A 17,597-nucleotide genomic window follows, 5' to 3' on the forward strand; every position below is an offset into this window, starting at 1 on the left:
CGCGGGTGTCTCCCGCCCCCCCCCCCCCCCGGCTATCGGGGGGGCGGCGCGCCCCCCCAGGGGCGACCGGGTCGCCGCGCGCCGGGCGGGGAGGTACGCCGCGACGAAGGTGACGCCGACGCCGACGACGTACGCCGAGACGGGTGTCGGCCACTTGATGACCATCTCGGTGGCCTTCAGGTTCATGCCGAACGCGCTCATGAGGTGGATCAGCCCGAACGCGAGCCCGATCCCGGCCGCGAGTCCCAGCGTCGAGCCGACCACACCGAGCAGCACCGCTTCCGTCAGCACGGAGCGCCGCACCTGCCGCCGGTCGGCGCCCAGGGCGCGCAGCAGACCCAGCTCGCGGGTGCGCTGGGCGATCAGCATGGAGAAGGTGTTGACGATGAGGAAGATGCCGACCAGGACCGCGATCCCGGCGAAGCCGAGCATCACGTACTTGATGACGTCGAGGAACCCGCCGAGGTCGGCCGCGTCCGACTTGGCCTGTTCGTCGGCGGTCTTCAGGTCGTAGGCGCCGGTGCCCACGGCCTGGCCGACGCGCTGCTTGAGCTGGTCGTCGGTCACGCCCTTCGCGGCGTCCACCGAGATGCTGGTGGCCTTGCCGGCGGAGCCGAGCAGTTCCCGCGCCGCGACCGCGGGGTCGAGGAAGACGAGCGCCGCGCCCGGGTTGGTGGTGGTGAAGGTGGCGATGCCGACGATACGCACCTTGAAGGTGCCCGGCTGCGCCTGCACGGTCAGCGTGTCGCCGATCCGCACGTGCTTCTTGTCGGCGGTGTCCGCGTCGAGCAGCGCCTCGCCCGCGCCGCTCGGGGCGTGTCCGGAGGTCAGCTTCACGGGGCTGCGGTCGGTGAGGTACCAGTCGGTGGCGATGGTCGGGGCACCCGTGGTGGGTCCGACGGACTTGTTGTGGCCGTCGACCACCACGATGTTCTGGACGGACACGTCGGCGTGGGTCTCCGCGACCCCGTCGACCTTCGCGACCCGGTCCGCGAGTGCCGCCGGGACGGTCTGGACGGCACCGGTGGGCACGGACGACTTGAGGTCCTCCTTCGGCCCCACCGTCACATCGGCGGCGGTGGAGGCGAAGAGCCGGTCGAAGGTGTGGGTGACCGTGTCGGAGAAGATCAGACTGCCCGCGACGAATGCCACGGACAGGACGACGGCCAGGGCGGACAGCGTCAGCCGTCCCTTGTGGGCGAGGAAGCTCCTGAGGGTTGCCTTCAGCACCGGGTCAGTCCTCCTCGGCGGTGCCGTCGCCGTCGACCTGCGCCCGGATGACGTCGAAGCGTTTCATCCGCTCCAGCACGGCGTCCGCCGTCGGCCGCTCCATCCGGTCCACGATCCGCCCGTCGGCGAGGAAGAGGACCAGGTCGGAGTGGGCGGCGGCACCCGGGTCGTGGGTCACCATGACCACGGTCTGACCGAGGTCGTCGACGGCGTCCCTCAGGAAGCTCAGCACTTCGAGCCCGGCCCGTGAGTCGAGGTTGCCGGTCGGCTCGTCCGCGAAGATCAGTTCCGGCCGGGAGGCCAGCGCCCGCGCACAGGCGACGCGCTGCTGCTGTCCGCCGGAGAGCTGGGCCGGCCGGTGCTTGAGGCGGTCCCGCAGCCCCAGCGTGTCGATGACCTGGTCCAGCCACTTCTCGTCGGGCTTCTTGCCCGCGATGTCCATGGGCAGAGTGATGTTCTCGGCCGCGTTCAGGGTCGGGATGAGATTGAACGACTGGAACATGAAGCCGATCCGGTCCCGGCGCAGCCGGGTCAGCTCGCGCTCCTTCAGCCCCGTTATCTCCGTGTCGCCGAGCCATACCTGGCCCGCGGAGACGGTGTCGAGTCCCGCCAGGCAGTGCATCAGGGTGGACTTGCCCGAGCCCGATGGCCCCATGACGGCGGTGAAGCGGCCGCGCGCGATCTCCACGTCCACCGAGTCCAGGGCGAGCACCGTGGTCTCGCCCGAGCCGTACGCCTTGGTCAGTCCGCGGGCGCGGGCGGCGATCCCGTCGACCGGTCCGTCCGGCGGGTGCTCCGCAGCAGGTGTGGACAAGACCGCCTCCTAGCTCACCTCGACGTCAGGACTCCCGTGTCGCGGCCGAGCCTAGTGTGACGGCCCGCACAGCCGGAATCCCCCCTGTGGCCGAGGCGGTCTCCGCCACAGGTCGTGCTCCCGGTACCCGTGTAAGGGGCAATCTCCACCCACAGGTGGACGCCGAGCAGCGCCGGGCAGCCTCGCCGGGCGCCGGATCAGAGATGCGCGGCGCCCCCGCGCAGGTCAGGACGCCAGGCGGTGCCAAGGACACAGTACGAGGCGGGCAGCTTCGGCCCGCTCTCCGGCATCAGCACGCGCCGATAGGGACCGAGTTCGAATCCCGCGTCCCGCAACGCGGCGACCGGATCACGGGCGAGGTGACAGCCGCCGCTGAGTGCGGGCCACACGGTGCGGTCCAGGGCGCGCTGGGTGAAGGTCATCGCCCGGCCGCCGCCCCGGCCGTGCTCGAAGAACCGCACCTCCCCGCCCGGCCGCAGCACGCGCCGCAACTCCCCGAGCGCGCGCGGCACGTCACGGACACTGCACAGCACCAGGGACAGCACCGCCGCGTCGAAGGCCTCGCTCTTCACCGGCAGCGCCTCGGCCGCCCCCGGCACCACGTCGACGGGCACCTCGCAGCGCAGGGCGGCCTGTACGGCCAACCGCCGCAGCAGGCGCTCCGGTTCGATGGCGACCACCTCCGAGACGGCGCTCGGATAGTGGGCGAAGTTCAGTCCGTTGCCCGCGCCGATCTCGATCACGCGCCCGGACAGCCCGGCGAGCATCCGGTCACGCACTCCGCCCATGCCGAGCCTGGTCTCGGCACGGGCGCTGACGCGGGCGTAGCAGCGGGCGAACAGCGGGTGGTGGACGGGATCCCGCGCCGGCTTGCCGGAGCCTGCGGGCCGTATCCCCATGGCAACCTCCCAGACAGGACGGCCAGGACGGCCAGGACGGCCAGGACGGGCCTGGAGGGATTCTCCCCCGCGCGGGCCCGTCGCACCCCCGCCGAGGGCTCATCGGATGAAGTCGCGCACCTGTTCGTAAACGCCGTGGTCGTCGTTCATGCCGGTGTGCGAGACGCAGCCGACGTCCACGCCGGCCGCACCGCGCAGCTCCGCCGAGATGTCCGGGTTGATCGCCTCGTCGCGGTCCGACCGGTAGGCCGCGTACGACACGCTGCCGGGGTTCCCGTCACCGGAGTCGAGCGCGGTCGGGAAAGAACTGCCCGTCTGTATCTCCCTGCAGGACGCAAAGCCGGCCGCACAGGGAGGCGGCCGCACGGCTCCGGACCTGCACGCCCGCGGCATCCGGGGCTTCGAACGCGCCCGCACCGAGCTGCTGTTCGGGAGCGCGCTGCGGCGGCGCAGCGAGGCCCGCGACCGGTTGCACAGCGCCCTCGAGACCTTCGAGTCCTTCGGCGCGCCGCACTGCGCCTCCCGGGCCCGCGCCGAACTCCGCGCGCCGGGCACGCGGGTGAACACGGCCGCCGCCGTGGAAGCGGCAGCCCTGCTCACGGTCCAGCAGCTGATGGTGGCCCGCATGGACCCCGACGGCGACACTAATCGTGAGACCGCCGACCGGCTCGCCGCCAGCCCCGCGCGGTCGACCACCATCTGCGCGGTGTCTTCGCCCGGCTGGGCATCCGGTCACGGATCGAGCTGGTACGGCCGCTCGCGGCGAAGGACGGCCCGTCCGGCCGACCCGGCGGCCGGGCGCGCGGCCCTCGGGGGGAGGGTCCGCGTCCGGCGCACCGGAGCCGGTCCGTCACGGTGCTTCCCGCACGCGGAAGGCCTCCGCGTCCCAGCTTCCGTCCAGACGGGGCGACAGCCAGCCGGGAGCCGCCGCGCGGAAGTCGGCGGGCGCCAGCGCACCGGCCCCGGAGGGCAGCGCGCCCAGCAGCGGGGCGCCGGCCACCTCCGGCAGGTCCGCGACGTTGCAGCGCGAGGCGAGGTCGGGGGATTCGGGCCAGCTGCCGATCACCACACCGAGCAGCCCGATCTCCCGGGACCGCAGTTCACGCGCCGTCAGCTCGGTGGTGTTCAAGGTGCCCAGGCCGGCGGCGGCGACGACCAGCACGGGCGCGTTCAGCAGCCGGGCCGCGTCCGCCAGTGTGCCGCCCGCCGCGTCGAACCGGACGAGCAGCCCGCCCGCCCCTTCGACCAGCACCAGGTCGTGATCGGTGGCCAGCTTGGCCGCCGCCTAGGCCACCTCGTGCGGGTGCACGGGAGCCAGGCCCGCCCGCCGCGCCGCCGTGCCGGGCGCCAACGGCTCCGGGTAGCGGGCCAGTTCGGTCGCCGTCACGCCGCCCACCAGACGTGCGACCTCGTCGGCGTCCCCGCGCTCGTCCGGCCGCACACCGGTCTGCGCGGCCTTCAGCACGGCCACCGACCGTCCGGCGGCCAGGGCGGAGGCGGCGACGGCGGCGGTCGTGACCGTCTTGCCGACCTCCGTGCCCGTGCCCGTGATCACCAGTACCGGCATCTCATCCCTCCCGTGCCGCCGCGCACACCGCGCGCGCGATCCGTGCCACGTCCGCGTCGCCCGTGACGTACGGCGGCATGGTGTAGATCAGGTCGCGGAACGGACGCAGCCACACGCCCTCCCGCACCGCCGCCCGGGTGGCCGACGCGATGTCCACCTCGTGGTCGAGCTGCACGACCCCGATCGCGCCCAGAACCCGTACGTCCTTCACACCGAGCAGGTCGGCGGCCGGAGCCAGACCCTCGCGGAGCCCGCTCCCGATGCGCGCGACCTCGGCCCGCCAGTCCTGACCCAGCAGCAGCCCGATCGAGGCACAGGCCACGGCCGCCGCCAGCGGATTGCCCATGAACGTCGGGCCGTGGGCCAGCACCGGCACCTCGCCCCGCGAGATGCCGTCGGCCACCCGTGAAGTGCACAGTGTCGCCGCCATCGTCAGATAGCCACCGGTCAGCGCCTTGCCCACGCACATCACGTCCGGCGTCACCGCCGCGTGGTCCGCCGCGAACAGCTCGCCCGTACGCCCGAAGCCGGTCGCGATCTCGTCGAACACCAGCAGGACGCCGTGCGCGTCGCACGCCTCGCGCAGCACCCGCAGATAGGCGGGGGAGTGGAACCGCATCCCGCCCGCGCCCTGCACCACCGGCTCGACGATCACCGCGGCCAGCTCATCCGCGTGCCGCTCGATCGCGGCGCGCAGATGGTCGGCGTACGACTCCTCGTAGTCCGCGGGCGGCGCGTCCGCGAACACCTGGTGCGGGAGCACACCGGTCCACAGCTCGTGCATCCCGCCCTCGGGGTCGCACACGGACATGGGCTGCCAGGTGTCGCCGTGATAGCCGCCGCGCCAGGTCAGCAGGCGGCGCTTGGCCGGGCGGCCCAGCGAGCGCCAGTACTGCAGGCACATCTTGACCGCGACCTCGACCGACACCGAGCCGGAGTCCGCGAGGAACACGTGCTCCAGCCCGTTCGGCGACATGTCGACAAGGAGCTTCGCCAGGCGCACGGCGGGCTCGTGCGTGAGCCCGCCGAACATCACGTGACTCATCCGCCCGAGCTGGCCCCGCGCGGCCTCGTTGAGCACCGGGTGGTTGTAGCCGTGGATCGCCGACCACCAGGACGACATGCCGTCGACGAGTTCGCCCGAGCCGTCCGCCAGGGTCAGCCGCACCCCGCTCGCCGACTCCACGACGAGCGGTTCGGAGCGGCCCGGCATCGGCCCGTAGGGATGCCACACGTGCCGGCGGTCGAGCTCCAGCAGCTCGGCCACACTCAGGTCAGGCATTGGGCGCGAGGTCCGTTCCCGCGCCCCGGCGACGGACGGCGACCAGATCGGTGCGCGGCTCGCTGGCCTGCGCGGCGGCGTCCACCGGCGCGGCGGCGACGGAACCGCAGACCCCACCACCCTCGTGGGAACCGCAGCCCGCACCTTCGTGTGAGCCACAGCCCGCGCCCTCGTGCGCACCGCAGCCCGACTCGGCGTGGGAACCGCAGCCGCCCCCCGCGTCCGCGCGGTGCTTCGGCAGCGTCACCTGGTCGGCACCCTCCACCTCGAACCCGGCGTCCGCGATCATCTCCAGGTCGGCCTTGCCCGCCTGGCCCTCGCTGGTGAGGTAGTCACCGAGGAAGATGGAGTTGGCCAGGTGCAGGGCGAGGGGCTGCATGGTGCGCAGGTGCACCTCGCGGCCGCCCGCGATCCGCACCTCGACGTCCGGGCACACGAACCGGACCATCGCCAGGATGCGCAGACACCGCTGCGGGGTGAGGTTCCACTCCTTGCCCAGCGGCGTGCCCTCGAACGGGATCAGGAAGTTCACCGGAACGGAGTCCGGATCCAGCTCGCGCAGCGAGAAGACGACGTCGACCAGGTCCTCGTCCGACTCGCCCATGCCCGCGATCAGACCGGAGCAGGCGGACAGACCGGCCGCGTGCGCCTTCTGCACCGTGTCCACCCGGTCGGCGTACGTGTGCGTGGTCGTGATGTCCCCGTACGTTCCCTCGGAGGTGTTGAGGTTGTGGTTGTACGCGTCCGCGCCCGCCTCGCGCAGCCGCTCGGCCTGACCGTCGGAGAGCAGACCGAGACAGGCGCACACCTCGACGCCCTCGTTCTGCTCCTTGATCGCCTTGATGGTGTCCGACACCCGGTCCACGTCCCGGTCCGTCGGGCCGCGTCCGCTGGCCACCAGACAGACGCGCTTGGCACCCCCGGCCAGGCCGGCGGCGGCGGCCTCGGAGGCCTGGTCGGGCTTGAGCCAGGTGTACTTCAGGATGCCGGCCGTGGAGCCGAGCCGTTGCGAGCAGTAGGAGCAGTCCTCCGGGCACAAGCCGGACTTGAGGTTGACCAGGTAGTTAAGTTTCACGCGCCGGCCGAACCAGTGCCGGCGCACCTTGCCGGCCGCGGCCACCACATCGAGCACGTCGTCGTCGGAGGTGGCGAGCACGGCGAGTGCTTCGTCGCGGGTCGGCAGCTCGCGCCGAAGCCCCTTGTCCACCAGCGTGTTCAGCAGGTCCATGAGGTCCGATCCTGTCTTACGGGACCGCCCCGGGCCAAGGAGAGTTTGCACAACGGAGACGGATCACCGTGTGGGTATTGCCACACCCTGGGCGGCCGGGCGTCCGGCTAGTGTCTGTCCGCTACCTACAAAAGCCCCGGAGGACCCATGGCGTTCGGCTGGATCGACGACCAGGCGGAGCAACGCCGCCGCGCCGGACTCGTACGGACACTGCGTCCCCGCCCGGCCGATTCACCGCTGCTGGACCTGGCGAGCAACGACTACCTGGGGCTGGCCCATCACCCCGAGGTCACCGAGGGGGCCGCGACCGCGGCGCGCACCTGGGGCGGTGGGGCCACCGGGTCCCGGCTGGTCACCGGGACCACCGAGCTGCACACCGAGCTCGAGCGCGAGCTGGCCGACTTCTGCGGTTTCGAGGCGGCGCTGGTCTTCTCGTCCGGATACGCCGCCAACCTCGCCGCGGTCACCGCGCTGGGTCCGCACGGCTCGCTGATCGTCTCCGACGCGGGCAACCACGCCTCGCTGATCGACGGCTGCCGGCTGGCCCGTGGCGCCAGGCAGGTCGTCGGGCACGCCGACCCGGACGCGGTCCGCAAGGCGCTCGGCACGCACGAGGGATCCGCGATCGTCGTCTCGGACACGGTGTTCTCGGTCGACGGGGACGCGGCGCCGCTGGCCGCGCTCGCCGGGGCGTGCCGCGAGTACGGTGCCGGGCTGGTCGTCGACGACGCGCACGGGCTCGGCGTCCTGGGCGACGGCGGCCGGGGAGCGCCGAACGCGGCCGGGCTCGCGGGCGCGGACGACGTCGTCGTGACCGTCACCCTGTCCAAGTCGCTGGGCAGCCAGGGTGGTGCCGTGCTCGGTCCCGCCGGGGTGATCGACCACCTGGTCAACGCGGCACGAACGTTCATTTTCGACACGGGCCTGGCGCCGGCGGCCGCCGGGGCGGCCCTGGCCGCTCTGCGGCTGCTGCGCCGTGAGCCGACACGTGCGACGCGGGCCCGCGAGGTGGCCGCGGAACTGCACGCACGGCTGACCGCCGCGGGAATGGAAGCGGTGCGTCCCGACGCCGCGGTCGTCTCCGTGCGTGCGCCGTCGCCCGAGCAGGCGGTGCGCTGGGCGGCCGACTGCCGTACGGCAGGCCTGGCCGTGGGCTGTTTCCGTCCTCCTTCCGTGCCCGACGGCATCTCACGGCTCAGGCTGACCGCCCGTGCGGACCTTTCCGAGGCCGAGATCGAACGCGCTGTACGTGTGATCGGCGAGACGCGACCATGAGTCGGCGTGACACGGCCGTGCGTCGCCCTGGCTGAATTCGGTCAGTGGTTCGGGTTGTCGTGAACGGTGATCAGCGGAGCGTGGTCAGGAACCCCGCCCAGCTCTCGGGGGAGAAGAGCAGCGCGGGCCCGGCCTGATCCTTGGAGTCGCGCACGGCGAGCAGCCCGGTCAGCGGACCGGAGCGCGGCCGTGCCGTCTCCACGCAGTTGTTCGCTCCCGTGCTGTAGCTGCTGCGCAGCCATCGCACGCCGTTCAGATCGGTACTGGAAGGTACGTGCCGAGGCAGTGCAGTCATGGTGCCTCCTTATGCGCCGTCACCTATCCCGGCGATGTAATCCAACGATTCCTCGGGCGAAAGGGCGTGGATCCGAAGGGTGTTGAAGGCCTCGGAGTAGGCCATGAGGTCTTCTTTCCGTTCGAGGTAGAGGCTACTCGTCAAGTGGTCGAGAACAACCACATCCAGATCAGATGTGCTCGGAAATGAGAAGATAACGAAAGGGCCAGTGATGCCGATGTGCGCTCCGGCGGCGAATGGCAACACCTGAAGCCTCACTTGGGGAAGCCGAGCCGCCTCCACCAGGCGTTCCAGCTGCCGCGCCATGACCTCCGGACCGCCGACCTCCCTCCGCAGCACCGCCTCGTCGAGTACGGCGCTCAGCTCCAGCGGCGGATCCGACCGCAGCACGTCCTGCCGGGCCAGCCGCACCTCCACCAGCGCGTCCAGCCGTTCTCCGGCGTCGCCGAACCCGCCGACGGCCGCCCGGGTCACCGCCCGCGCGTACTCCGGCGTCTGCAGCAGCCCCGGGACCACCGAGGTCTCGAGCGTGCGCATCGCGCTCGCCTGCGACTCCAGGCTGATGAAGTCCCGGTACGCGGGCGGCAGCACCCCGCGATAGGCGTGCCACCAGTGATGACGGCCGCCGACGTCGTCCGAGCCGGCCAACACCATCAGCAGCTCGCGCAGTTGGCCCTCCGTCACGCCGTACGCGTCCAGGAGTAACCGCACATCGGCCGGTTTCACCCCACTGGCGCCCGTCTCGATCCGGCTCACCTTCGACTGGTGCCAGCCCACAAGGCGGGCCGCCTCACCGCTCGTGAGACCCGCCCCGGTGCGCAAGGTGCGCAGTTCGGCGCCCAGTTTCCGGCGGCGCACCGCGGGACCGTTCTGCATGGGCTACTCCCTACTCCTTCCGAGCCGCCCAAATACGGTCTGCCGTCGCAGAGTTCACCGCTTCGAGCGACAGATATATGCATATCTTGGTGGATCGCCACCCGTGACCGGCGCGGTAATGGCAGTCTGGCGACGAAGCACCAGTCCGGGACCGTACTCGAACCATCCGCACCGTGTCGGGCTCCGGTCCCGTGGGAAAGGGACGACGTCGCCATGGCAGACCATCTGGAAGCATCCGTCACTCTGCCGAGCGATCCCGTCTCGGTCTCCGCGGCCCGTTCCTACGTACTGGCCACGCTGGCGGAATGGGGCCTGCCACCGGGCACCGAAACGGCCGACACGATCCGCCTCATCATCTCCGAACTCGCCACCAATGCCGTACAGCACACCTTCGGGCAGTCACCCACCTTTACGGTGCACATCGTGCTCGACCGTGACGAACACCTGCGCATCGGGGTCACCGACAGCCATCCGCGCTTCCCGAAGAGGCTTCCGGCGGCCGTCCAGCAGGACAACGGCCGGGGCATGGTCATCATCCGCTGGCTCACCGCCGAGTGCGGCGGCAAGCTACGGGTCCGGCCCACTCGCGAAGGCGGCAAGACCGTCTCCATCGAACTGCCGTGGACGGTACCCGCCCAGCCGGTCACCGCGGCGGGACAGCAGGAGCCATAGCACTCAGACCCCCTGCGACGACTGGTGCGCACGTCCGAACGCGCCCCGCAGCAGCGCCCGGAAGGCCTCCGCGGCAGGCGTCACCCCGTCGGCCCGGTACGCGACCGAGATCGTACGCCGCAACTCGCCCCCTTCCAGCGGGCGTACCCCGACCGTGGTCACCGCCGTCCGCGCCACCATCTCCGGTACGACCGCCACGCCGAGCCCGGCACTCACCAGCGCGCACACCACGGCATAGCCGGGGGTCGGCACCAGCAGCGCCGGAGCGGCCCCGGCCGCCACGAGAAGGGCCTCCACCTCACGCCGGGCCACATGGTGCGGCGCCATGCTGATCAGCGGCTGCCCCGCGAGCGCGGCCAGCGGCAGCCGGGAGGACGCGCTGCTCAGCTCATGACCCGGAGAGGTCACCAGCACCAGCTCCTCGACCAGAACCGGCTCCAGACGGACCGAGGACGGCACGGGGAGGGACTCGGCCGGGTGGTACGTGTGGGTGAGGGCCAGATCCACCTCCCCGGCCGCCACCGCCGCCACGCCCGCCGGAGGGTCGTAGTCCGCGACCGACAGCTCCACGTGCGGGTGCGCCCGGCGGAACGCGCTGAGCGCCGGCGGAAGCAGATGCACGCCGGCGGTGGGAAAGGTCCCCAGCCGCAGGGAGCCGCCCGACACCCCGGCCAGCCGCGCCAGCTCGTGCCGGGCCAGCTCCAGCTCGTCGAGGACCCGGCGTGCCCGCGCCACCAGCAGCTCGCCGGCGTCCGTCAGCCGTGCGCCGCGGTGGTGGCGCACCAGCAGCGCCGTGCCCGCCTCCCGTTCCAGTTTGGCCAGCTGCTGGGAGAGCGCGGGAGGCGTGTAGCCGAGACGCTCGGCGGCACGGGTGATCGATCCCGCCTCCGCTACGGCGACGAGGGCGGCGAGTCGTGTGGGGTCGTACATGACGGATGCCAGCCTAAACGACTGCTTAAGGCTGACCCCGCAGATTCGAAATACCTGCTGAAGGCCTCGGCCGGGCAGGCTGGGCGCCATGGACGGACAGCTCATCGCCTTCACCGCGATCGCGGCCGGACTGGTCGCCGTGCCGGGTGCCGACTTCACGGTCGTCGTACGCAACGCGCTGGTCTCCCGCCGGGCGGGCGCGGTCTGCGGGCTCGGCATCGCGGGCGGGCTCCTGGTGCACACCACACTGGCGGCCGCCGGCGTCGCCGCCGTGCTGGTGGCCGTTCCGGCGCTGTTCCGCGCCCTGCAACTGCTGGGCGGCGCCTACGTCCTCCACCTCGGCGTCCGGACCCTGCGGACACCGCGACGGCCCGCGGGGGCGTCCGAGGCGGATCCGGCGACGCAGGCGCACCCCCTGCGGCAGGGATTCGTCACCAACGTCCTCAACCCCAAGGCCTCGCTGACCTTCCTCAGCCTGCTGCCGCAGTTCGTGCCGCCGGGCGGCGCGGCGCTGCCCAGGACGCTGCTGCTCGCGCTCATCGTGTGCGCGCTGGCGCTGACCTGGTTCCAGATGGTGGCCCTGCTGGTCGACCGGCTCGGCCGGTGGCTGCGCCGGCCGCGGGCCGCCAGGGCGCTGCACACGGGCACCGGCGTGGCGCTCACGGCGCTCGGGGCGGCCCTGTCGCTGGAAGCGTTCCTGGCGCTCCTGTGACCCCGGATCAGTCCGGGCCGGGACCCGAGGGGGTGACGGAGCGGCAGGAGCCGCCACCCCCTCGGCGGGTCAGCTGACCCGGCCGTACCAGACGCTCCTCGTCCAGATCCTCTCCAGCTTCACCACGTCACCGGTCTTCGGGGCGTGCCAGATCTTCCCCTTACCGGCATAGATGCCGACGTGGTAGACGCTGGAGCCGGAGTGGAAGAACACCAGGTCTCCGGCCTTGCGGCTGCGCGCGGAGATGTGGTGCGTCTTGTTGTACTGCTGGGCGGCCGTGCGCGGCAGGGTCTTGCCCGCCTTCTTGTACGAGTACAGCGTGAGCCCGGAGCAGTCGAACCTCCGTGGCCCGGTGGCGCCCCACTTGTAGGGCGAGCCCTTCTTGGAGGCCGCGACCTGGAGTGCCTTCGTCGCCATCGTCGCGGCCGAGGCGTCGGCCGCGACGCCCGGAACCACGATCGAGCCGCCCACGGCGGCGATGGTGAGGGCCGAGGCCGTACCGGCCCGGGCCATGAGCGACGGGACACGATTGAGCGCAGTCATGCGCAACCCTTCGTCAGCCGCCTGTGAAGGATGACCTGTCGGATTCGGGCTGGCGAAGTAGCCCGGCCGCGTTGCCGCGGCTTCACCCCAAGGGCTGCTCGGAACGAACAAACAGACGAACGAACGTCCGTTCCGGCGACCCGTCTTGCTCGGGTCCTCCACTCCTGCCGATCCACTCCTGTCGACCGGTCATCCGGGCGGCGGCAGGACTCGGCGTCCGCCCGGACCGCCCCGCCGCTGTGGCGGGGGCTTGTCGTCAGACAGGGATCTTCACTCACAGGTGTCCGAAATACCCAATGGAATCGGGGGTTTGTGGCGTTACTCACCACTCACCCGTTCGGGTGGACATTGCTGTGTTCGAGTCATGGTCGAGGGGTCGAAGGACCCCCGGACCAGCACCGAAGCACCTCACCGTCCCTTTCGGACAGGCGTGTTGCGCAACGCCGACGGTCTCACGAATGGACGCTCGACTACGCCGAACGGGGGTACGCCATTTGGGCCGTTTCGAGTCGGCGGCGGACAGGCGTCCGTCAACCCCCGCCACCGGGCGGGACGGTGACCCGGGCGGTGCGCCGCTCGCCGTCCAGCACCCGCATCGCCCGCGCGAGAGTAGCCGCGTGCAGCTCCGTCTCGCCCCTCTGGTGCATGAGGGCCAGCGCGTCGCGCAGTTCGGCCGCGGTACGCACCAGCGCCTGGGCGGCCCGCAGTCCGCGGTACGTGTCCCCGTGCTGTGCCGGGTTGATCCGGCCCAGCAGATCGACCGCGTCGAGATAACGGTCGATCAGTTCGCCCTCGGCCCGGGTCAGCGCGGGCAGCGGCGGCAGCTCCGGAGGCAGCATCGGCGGCTCACCTCGCGCCCGGCGCGGTACGGGACGCCTTGCGGCTGGGGATGATCCCGTCCACCAGCCCGTACTCCAGTGCTCCCCGCGCGTCCAGGATCAGATCCCGTTCCAGATCCTCGCGGACCTGCCGTGGCCTGCGCCCCGTATGCCGAACGAGCATTCCTTCCAGCAGGGCGCGGATCCGCTCCAACTCCTCGGCCTGGATGACGAGGTCGCTCGGCCGGCCCTCGGTCGGCTCGGGCAGAGCCGGCTGCCGGATCACCATGCGGGCGCCGGGCAGCGCGAACCTCTTGCCGGGCGTACCGGCCGCGAGCAGGACGGCGGCGGACGAGCCTGCCTGTCCCAGGCAGACCGTCTCCACGTCGCAGCCGACGTACCGCATCGTGTCGTAGACCGCCGACATCGCGCTGAACGAGCCACCCGGAGAGTTGATGCAGAGCGAGATGTCGCGGTCCGGGGCGGCGTGCTCGAGGTGCATGAACTGCGCCATCACGTCGTTCGCGGAGGTGTCGTCGATCGGCGTGCCGAGGAAGACGATCCGTTCCTCCAGGAGCTTCGCGTACGGATCGAGCGTGCGGTGGCCCGTGCTGGTGCGCTCGGTGAACTCGGGCAGGACATAGCGGGCGGACGGTCGGGTCATGGCATACCCCTCCTCGCGGCAGAGCCGTCTCCGGCAGAGCTCTCTGTAGAAAATGTACAGGACGTACAGAGTGAGGGAGTGGCTTGCCTCTGGGGACGCCGAACCGGCGGGCCGCCGGAGGGGTCCCCGTAAGCTGGGGGCATGGCCTACGAGATTCCGGTGACGCAAGCCAGGGCTGAGCTCGCCGACCTGATCAACCGGGTGGTGTACGGCGGCGAGCGTGTCGTCGTGACGCGCCACGGAAAGCCTCTCGTCGCCCTCGTCTCCGCCGCCGACCTCGAGCGCCTCGAGGGGCTCCAGGAATCCGCGGAGGACCAGGTCGTCACCGCGGTCTCCAGCGTCCGCGAGTCCGCGGCGGCGGCCGCGTCCCCGGAGCGCCGGCGTTTCGGCATCGCTGCCGAGCACCGAGGGGCCAACGGCGCGTAACCCGCACGGCCCAGTCCGGCGGGCTTTCGTTCCGGCCCGGTCCGCCGCCGGGGCGGCAGCGGGGCCGAAGAGCGGAACGACCGTGCACCCCGCCCGCTGCCGCGGGGGTGCACGGTCGACCGTGTGCGTGCCGGGTCAGCCGACGGGCGCGAGCGCGGGCTCGGGCGCGGGTTCGGCACCGCGGACGCGTGCCCCGAGCGCGCTGCCGAGCAGCACCGCCCCCAGGCCCAGCACCGCCCACCAGGCCAGCGTGAGGGCGGGAGCCGTCGCCGCGGCGCCGTCGAAGAACGACACCGACCGCAGCAGCGTCGTCCCCGCACCCGGCGGCAGCCACTGACCGATCGTCCCGACCGGCCGTGGCAGCATCTGCGGGGCCGAGGAAGCGCCGGAGAACGGGTTGCCGAGGAGCATCACGAGACCGGAGACGATCCCGATCCCGGCGGGGCCGACCAGCGCGGAAAGGCCGGCGACGGCGGCGCTCACGGCCAGCGTCGAGAGCCCGAACGCCGCGGCCTCCGCCCACCAGTCGCCGTTGATCACCCCGAGCCAGCTGTCCGCGACAGCGGCCCCGGCCGGTCCCACCAGGGCGGCGGCCCCCAGCAGCGCGGCGACCGCGCGGACACCGCGCAGCCCGAGCAGGGTCACCGCCGCGCCCGCCGCCATCCCGGCCAGTGCGAGCGGCAGCACGCTCGCGGTCAGGGCCGCGCCGCGCGGGTCCTTCGGGGAGGCGGCGACCACGTCCACGGTCCGCACCGGCGGGCCGGCGTGCGATGCCCGCTCGGCGACCGCCCGTTGGAGCAGCTGGGCGACCAGCGGGCTCGCGGCGGACGCGGTGAGCAGCTCGGGGCCACGAGGGGTCACGACCACGGCGCCGTACACGGTCCGGTCCTCAATGGCGTCACGGGCGGCGGCCGCGTCGGCGTAGTGGTGGATCTCGAACGCGCCCTCGTGCCGTTCCAGTTGCCGTTCGACCTGGGCCGTCGCGGTCGCCGGACCGGCCACGCCGAGCGGCAGGTCATGGGGGGCGGTGCGGGCGGCGGGCCAGGCGAACGCCCACAGGGCGAGGGTGGCGAGGAGGGGGACGAGGACGATCACCGCGATCAGCCGCCGGGCGGGTGCCCGGGTGGGGGTCGTGGAAGCGGTGGGCATGACTTCTCCTCCGTTTGGTCGGCGGCGTGGGCTGCGCCGAAACTAAAAAGAATGAGCGTTCGTTTTACCGATTCCTCACCATGCTCCCGGCGGGGCGCCTTGTCAAGAAGGAACGTTCGTTTTAGCTTGGTGACCATGGCCCGCGTATCCCAGGCACACCTAGACGCCAGGCGCCGCCAGATCCTCGACGGCGCCGCCCTCTGTTTCGCCCGCAACGGCTTCCACGCCACGTCCATGCAGGACGTGCTGAAGGAGGCCGACCTCTCCGCCGGTGCCGTCTACCGCTACTTCAGCGGCAAGGAGGAACTGATCGGCGCGATCGTCGGCGAGGTGCTCGAGGTGCTGCGGGAGACCTACGAGGGCGCGGCGGTGGAGACTCCGCCCCCCTTGCCGGACATGTTGATCCCCCGAGCGCTGCGACAGCTGATGGAGGTCAGGCCGGGACTCCTGGAGAGCGGGGAGTGGGTCTTTCCCCGGCTCATGGTCCAGGTGTGGACCGAGGTCCTGCGCAATCGCGAACTGGCGGACCTCGTGCAGACGGGATACGACCGGGTGCGGGCCGCCTGGGCGAGGGTGGTGGAGAGCTACAAGTCCGCGGGCCTGATCTCCGCCGACGCCGACGCGGACGCCCTGGCCCGGGTGATGATCGCGCTCGCGCAGGGATACGCCGCGCAGCTCGCCGTGATCGGGGACCTGCCGCCGGGGACCCTGGAGGCCGGGCTGCGGGCGCTGATGAGCATGCGGGACCCGCGTCCGGCCGTGTGACCGTCACAGCGTTGCTTAACGTGCCCGAAACCCGGTCCAACTAGCCTGCCCCTCCACGCCACCAGGGACTTCGGCCCGTGGCCGCGGCAACCGGACCCCGCACGGTCCGGAGCGAGGACTGTGAGGTGGGACGTGCAACTGACCCCGCACGAGCAAGAGAGGCTGCTGATCCACGTCGCGGCCGACGTGGCCGAGAAGCGGCGGGCCCGTGGGCTCAGGCTCAACCATCCGGAAGCCGTCGCCCTCATCACGTCGCACATCCTCGAAGGCGCGCGGGACGGTCGTACCGTCGCCGAACTGATGTCCTCCGGACGCAGGTTGCTCACCAGGGACGACGTCATGGAGGGCATCCCCGAGATGATCCACGACGTGCAGGTGGAGGCGACCTTCCCGGACGGGACCAAGCTCGTGACCGTCCACGACCCGATCGTCTGACCCGGGAGGCCGCCGTGATTCCGGGAGAGTTCCTCTTCGCCGAGGACCCGATCGTCTACAACGAAGGCCGCGAGGTCACCCGTCTCACCGTCCTCAACGCCGCCGACCGTCCTGTCCAGGTCGGCTCCCACTACCACTTCGCCGAGGCGAATCCCGGCCTGGAGTTCGACCGCGCCGCGGCGCGCGGCAAGCGGCTGAACGTCGCCGCCGGGACCGCCGTGCGCTTCGAGCCCGGGATCCCCGCCGAGGTCGAACTCGTACCGCTCGCCGGCGCCCGTGTCGTGCCCGGACTGCGCGGGGAGACCGGAGGTGCCCTCGATGCCTGAGATCTCCCGGGCCGCCTACGCGGACCTGTTCGGCCCGACCACCGGTGACCGGATCCGGCTCGCCGACACCGACCTGCTGATCGAGATCGAGGAGGACCGGTCCGGCGGGCCCGGGCTCGCCGGTGACGAGGCGGTGTTCGGGGGCGGCAAGGTCATCCGTGAGTCCATGGGCCAGTCGCGCGCCACGCGCGCGGACGGCACCCCCGACACCGTCATCACCGGTGTCGTCATCGTCGACCACTGGGGAATCGTCAAGGCCGACCTCGGTATCCGCGACGGCCGGATCACCGGGATCGGCAAGGCGGGCAACCCGGACACCATGGACGGCGTGCACCCCGATCTGGTCATCGGTCCGGAGACCGAGGTGATCGCGGGCAACGGACGGATCCTGACGGCGGGCGCCATCGACGCGCACGTCCACTTCATCTGCCCGCAGATCGCCGACGAGGCGCTCGCCGCCGGCATCACCACCCTGATCGGCGGGGGCACCGGGCCGGCCGAGGGGTCGAAGGCCACGACGGTGACTCCCGGACCGTGGCACCTGGCCCGGATGCTGGCGGCGATGGAGGCCTACCCGCTCAACCTCGGTCTGCTCGGCAAGGGCAACACCGTGTCGCACGAGGCGATGCTCTCGCAGATCCGGGGCGGAGCGCTCGGGCTGAAGCTGCACGAGGACTGGGGGTCGAACCCC

Annotated in this window: 21 protein-coding genes, 1 pseudogene and 1 riboswitch; of the genes and pseudogenes, 8 read left to right on the forward strand and 14 right to left on the reverse strand. The window is 71.9% G+C overall.

What is annotated here, in order from left to right:
• The 7 genes and pseudogenes from ACFW2E_RS05535 to bioB all read right to left on the reverse strand — a co-directional run.
• A partial coding sequence (locus ACFW2E_RS05535) for an ABC transporter permease (RefSeq protein ID WP_384461814.1) occupies positions 1 to 1,230 on the reverse strand: 1,230 nt, incomplete at its 3' end.
• A 4-nt stretch (positions 1,231 to 1,234) separates the two neighbouring features.
• Positions 1,235 to 2,044: an ABC transporter ATP-binding protein gene (locus tag ACFW2E_RS05540; protein WP_384461817.1), complete on the reverse strand. Its 810-nt coding sequence runs from the start codon at positions 2,042 to 2,044 to the stop codon at positions 1,235 to 1,237.
• Positions 2,045 to 2,241: 197 nt separating this feature from the next.
• Entirely contained in the window at positions 2,242 to 2,943 is a 702-nt protein-coding gene (locus ACFW2E_RS05545) for a class I SAM-dependent methyltransferase (protein ID WP_384461820.1), read from the reverse strand.
• Positions 2,944 to 3,042: 99 nt separating this feature from the next.
• On the reverse strand, positions 3,043 to 3,543 hold the full coding sequence (locus tag ACFW2E_RS05550) for a hypothetical protein (RefSeq protein WP_384461823.1): 501 nt from the start codon (positions 3,541 to 3,543) through the stop codon (positions 3,043 to 3,045).
• A gap of 250 nt (positions 3,544 to 3,793) precedes the next feature.
• Positions 3,794 to 4,510, reverse strand: a pseudogene (gene bioD / locus ACFW2E_RS05555) (dethiobiotin synthase).
• A gap of 1 nt (position 4,511) precedes the next feature.
• The gene (locus ACFW2E_RS05560) at positions 4,512 to 5,792 is read right to left on the reverse strand and encodes an adenosylmethionine--8-amino-7-oxononanoate transaminase (RefSeq protein WP_384461826.1); all 1,281 of its coding nucleotides are present in this window, start codon (positions 5,790 to 5,792) and stop codon (positions 4,512 to 4,514) included.
• Positions 5,785 to 7,020, reverse strand: coding sequence for a biotin synthase BioB (bioB, locus tag ACFW2E_RS05565; protein ID WP_384461829.1), 1,236 nt, complete (start codon positions 7,018 to 7,020; stop codon positions 5,785 to 5,787). Before bioB ends, ACFW2E_RS05560 begins: the two co-directional genes overlap by 8 nt.
• Positions 7,021 to 7,167: 147 nt before the next feature.
• Between bioB and ACFW2E_RS05570 the strand changes: the two genes are divergently transcribed.
• Positions 7,168 to 8,295 carry an 8-amino-7-oxononanoate synthase gene (locus ACFW2E_RS05570; protein WP_384461832.1) on the forward strand — a complete coding sequence of 376 codons (1,128 nt, stop codon included), beginning with the start codon at positions 7,168 to 7,170 and terminating at the stop codon, positions 8,293 to 8,295.
• Positions 8,296 to 8,365: 70 nt separating this feature from the next.
• On the opposite strand, the gene ACFW2E_RS05575 is transcribed toward ACFW2E_RS05570, so the two are convergent.
• Positions 8,366 to 8,590: a DUF397 domain-containing protein gene (locus ACFW2E_RS05575; protein ID WP_384461835.1), complete on the reverse strand. Its 225-nt coding sequence runs from the start codon at positions 8,588 to 8,590 to the stop codon at positions 8,366 to 8,368.
• A gap of 9 nt (positions 8,591 to 8,599) precedes the next feature.
• The gene (locus ACFW2E_RS05580; RefSeq protein WP_384461838.1) at positions 8,600 to 9,466 is read right to left on the reverse strand and encodes a helix-turn-helix domain-containing protein; all 867 of its coding nucleotides are present in this window, start codon (positions 9,464 to 9,466) and stop codon (positions 8,600 to 8,602) included.
• 213 nt (positions 9,467 to 9,679) lie between these two features.
• On the opposite strand from ACFW2E_RS05580, the gene ACFW2E_RS05585 reads away from it, so the two are divergent.
• A complete protein-coding gene (locus ACFW2E_RS05585) occupies positions 9,680 to 10,138 on the forward strand; it encodes an ATP-binding protein (RefSeq protein ID WP_384461841.1) in 459 nt (152 codons plus the stop codon).
• A gap of 3 nt (positions 10,139 to 10,141) precedes the next feature.
• Here ACFW2E_RS05585 and ACFW2E_RS05590 read toward each other — a convergent pair whose 3' ends face one another.
• Positions 10,142 to 11,068, reverse strand: coding sequence for a LysR family transcriptional regulator (locus ACFW2E_RS05590; protein WP_384461844.1), 927 nt, complete (start codon positions 11,066 to 11,068; stop codon positions 10,142 to 10,144).
• Between the two features lie 88 nt (positions 11,069 to 11,156).
• Here ACFW2E_RS05590 and ACFW2E_RS05595 point away from each other — a divergent pair, with 88 nt between their 5' ends.
• A complete protein-coding gene (locus tag ACFW2E_RS05595) occupies positions 11,157 to 11,780 on the forward strand; it encodes a LysE family translocator (protein WP_384461847.1) in 624 nt (207 codons plus the stop codon).
• Between the two features lie 69 nt (positions 11,781 to 11,849).
• Here ACFW2E_RS05595 and ACFW2E_RS05600 read toward each other — a convergent pair whose 3' ends face one another.
• The 3 genes from ACFW2E_RS05600 to ACFW2E_RS05610 form a co-directional block, all read right to left on the reverse strand.
• Entirely contained in the window at positions 11,850 to 12,323 is a 474-nt protein-coding gene (locus tag ACFW2E_RS05600) for a C40 family peptidase (protein ID WP_384461849.1), read from the reverse strand.
• A 3-nt stretch (positions 12,324 to 12,326) separates the two neighbouring features.
• Positions 12,327 to 12,549, reverse strand: a riboswitch (cyclic di-AMP (ydaO/yuaA leader).
• Positions 12,550 to 12,853: 304 nt separating this feature from the next.
• Positions 12,854 to 13,162, reverse strand: coding sequence for a hypothetical protein (locus ACFW2E_RS05605; protein WP_384461852.1), 309 nt, complete (start codon positions 13,160 to 13,162; stop codon positions 12,854 to 12,856).
• 7 nt (positions 13,163 to 13,169) lie between these two features.
• Complete coding sequence (locus tag ACFW2E_RS05610) at positions 13,170 to 13,805, reverse strand: ATP-dependent Clp protease proteolytic subunit (RefSeq protein WP_384461855.1); 636 nt, start codon at positions 13,803 to 13,805, stop codon at positions 13,170 to 13,172.
• A gap of 141 nt (positions 13,806 to 13,946) precedes the next feature.
• On the opposite strand from ACFW2E_RS05610, the gene ACFW2E_RS05615 reads away from it, so the two are divergent.
• Entirely contained in the window at positions 13,947 to 14,231 is a 285-nt protein-coding gene (locus tag ACFW2E_RS05615) for a type II toxin-antitoxin system Phd/YefM family antitoxin (protein WP_384461858.1), read from the forward strand.
• Positions 14,232 to 14,366: 135 nt separating this feature from the next.
• Here the strand turns inward: ACFW2E_RS05615 and ACFW2E_RS05620 are convergent, their stop codons facing one another.
• Positions 14,367 to 15,380 carry an ABC transporter permease gene (locus ACFW2E_RS05620; RefSeq protein WP_384461861.1) on the reverse strand — a complete coding sequence of 338 codons (1,014 nt, stop codon included), beginning with the start codon at positions 15,378 to 15,380 and terminating at the stop codon, positions 14,367 to 14,369.
• Positions 15,381 to 15,515: 135 nt separating this feature from the next.
• Between ACFW2E_RS05620 and ACFW2E_RS05625 the strand changes: the two genes are divergently transcribed.
• From ACFW2E_RS05625 to ACFW2E_RS05640, 4 genes are all read left to right on the forward strand, one after another.
• Positions 15,516 to 16,145: a TetR/AcrR family transcriptional regulator gene (locus ACFW2E_RS05625; RefSeq protein WP_384461864.1), complete on the forward strand. Its 630-nt coding sequence runs from the start codon at positions 15,516 to 15,518 to the stop codon at positions 16,143 to 16,145.
• Positions 16,146 to 16,277: 132 nt separating this feature from the next.
• A complete protein-coding gene (locus ACFW2E_RS05630) occupies positions 16,278 to 16,580 on the forward strand; it encodes an urease subunit gamma (protein ID WP_121408721.1) in 303 nt (100 codons plus the stop codon).
• A gap of 14 nt (positions 16,581 to 16,594) precedes the next feature.
• Entirely contained in the window at positions 16,595 to 16,906 is a 312-nt protein-coding gene (locus tag ACFW2E_RS05635) for an urease subunit beta (RefSeq protein WP_384461867.1), read from the forward strand.
• The coding region (locus ACFW2E_RS05640; RefSeq protein ID WP_384461870.1) for an urease subunit alpha at positions 16,899 to 17,597 on the forward strand (699 nt) is incomplete at its 3' end. The genes ACFW2E_RS05635 and ACFW2E_RS05640, both read left to right, overlap by 8 nt.

Source organism: Streptomyces sp. NPDC058964 (assembly GCF_042741275.1).
Taxonomy (GTDB): domain Bacteria; phylum Actinomycetota; class Actinomycetes; order Streptomycetales; family Streptomycetaceae; genus Streptomyces.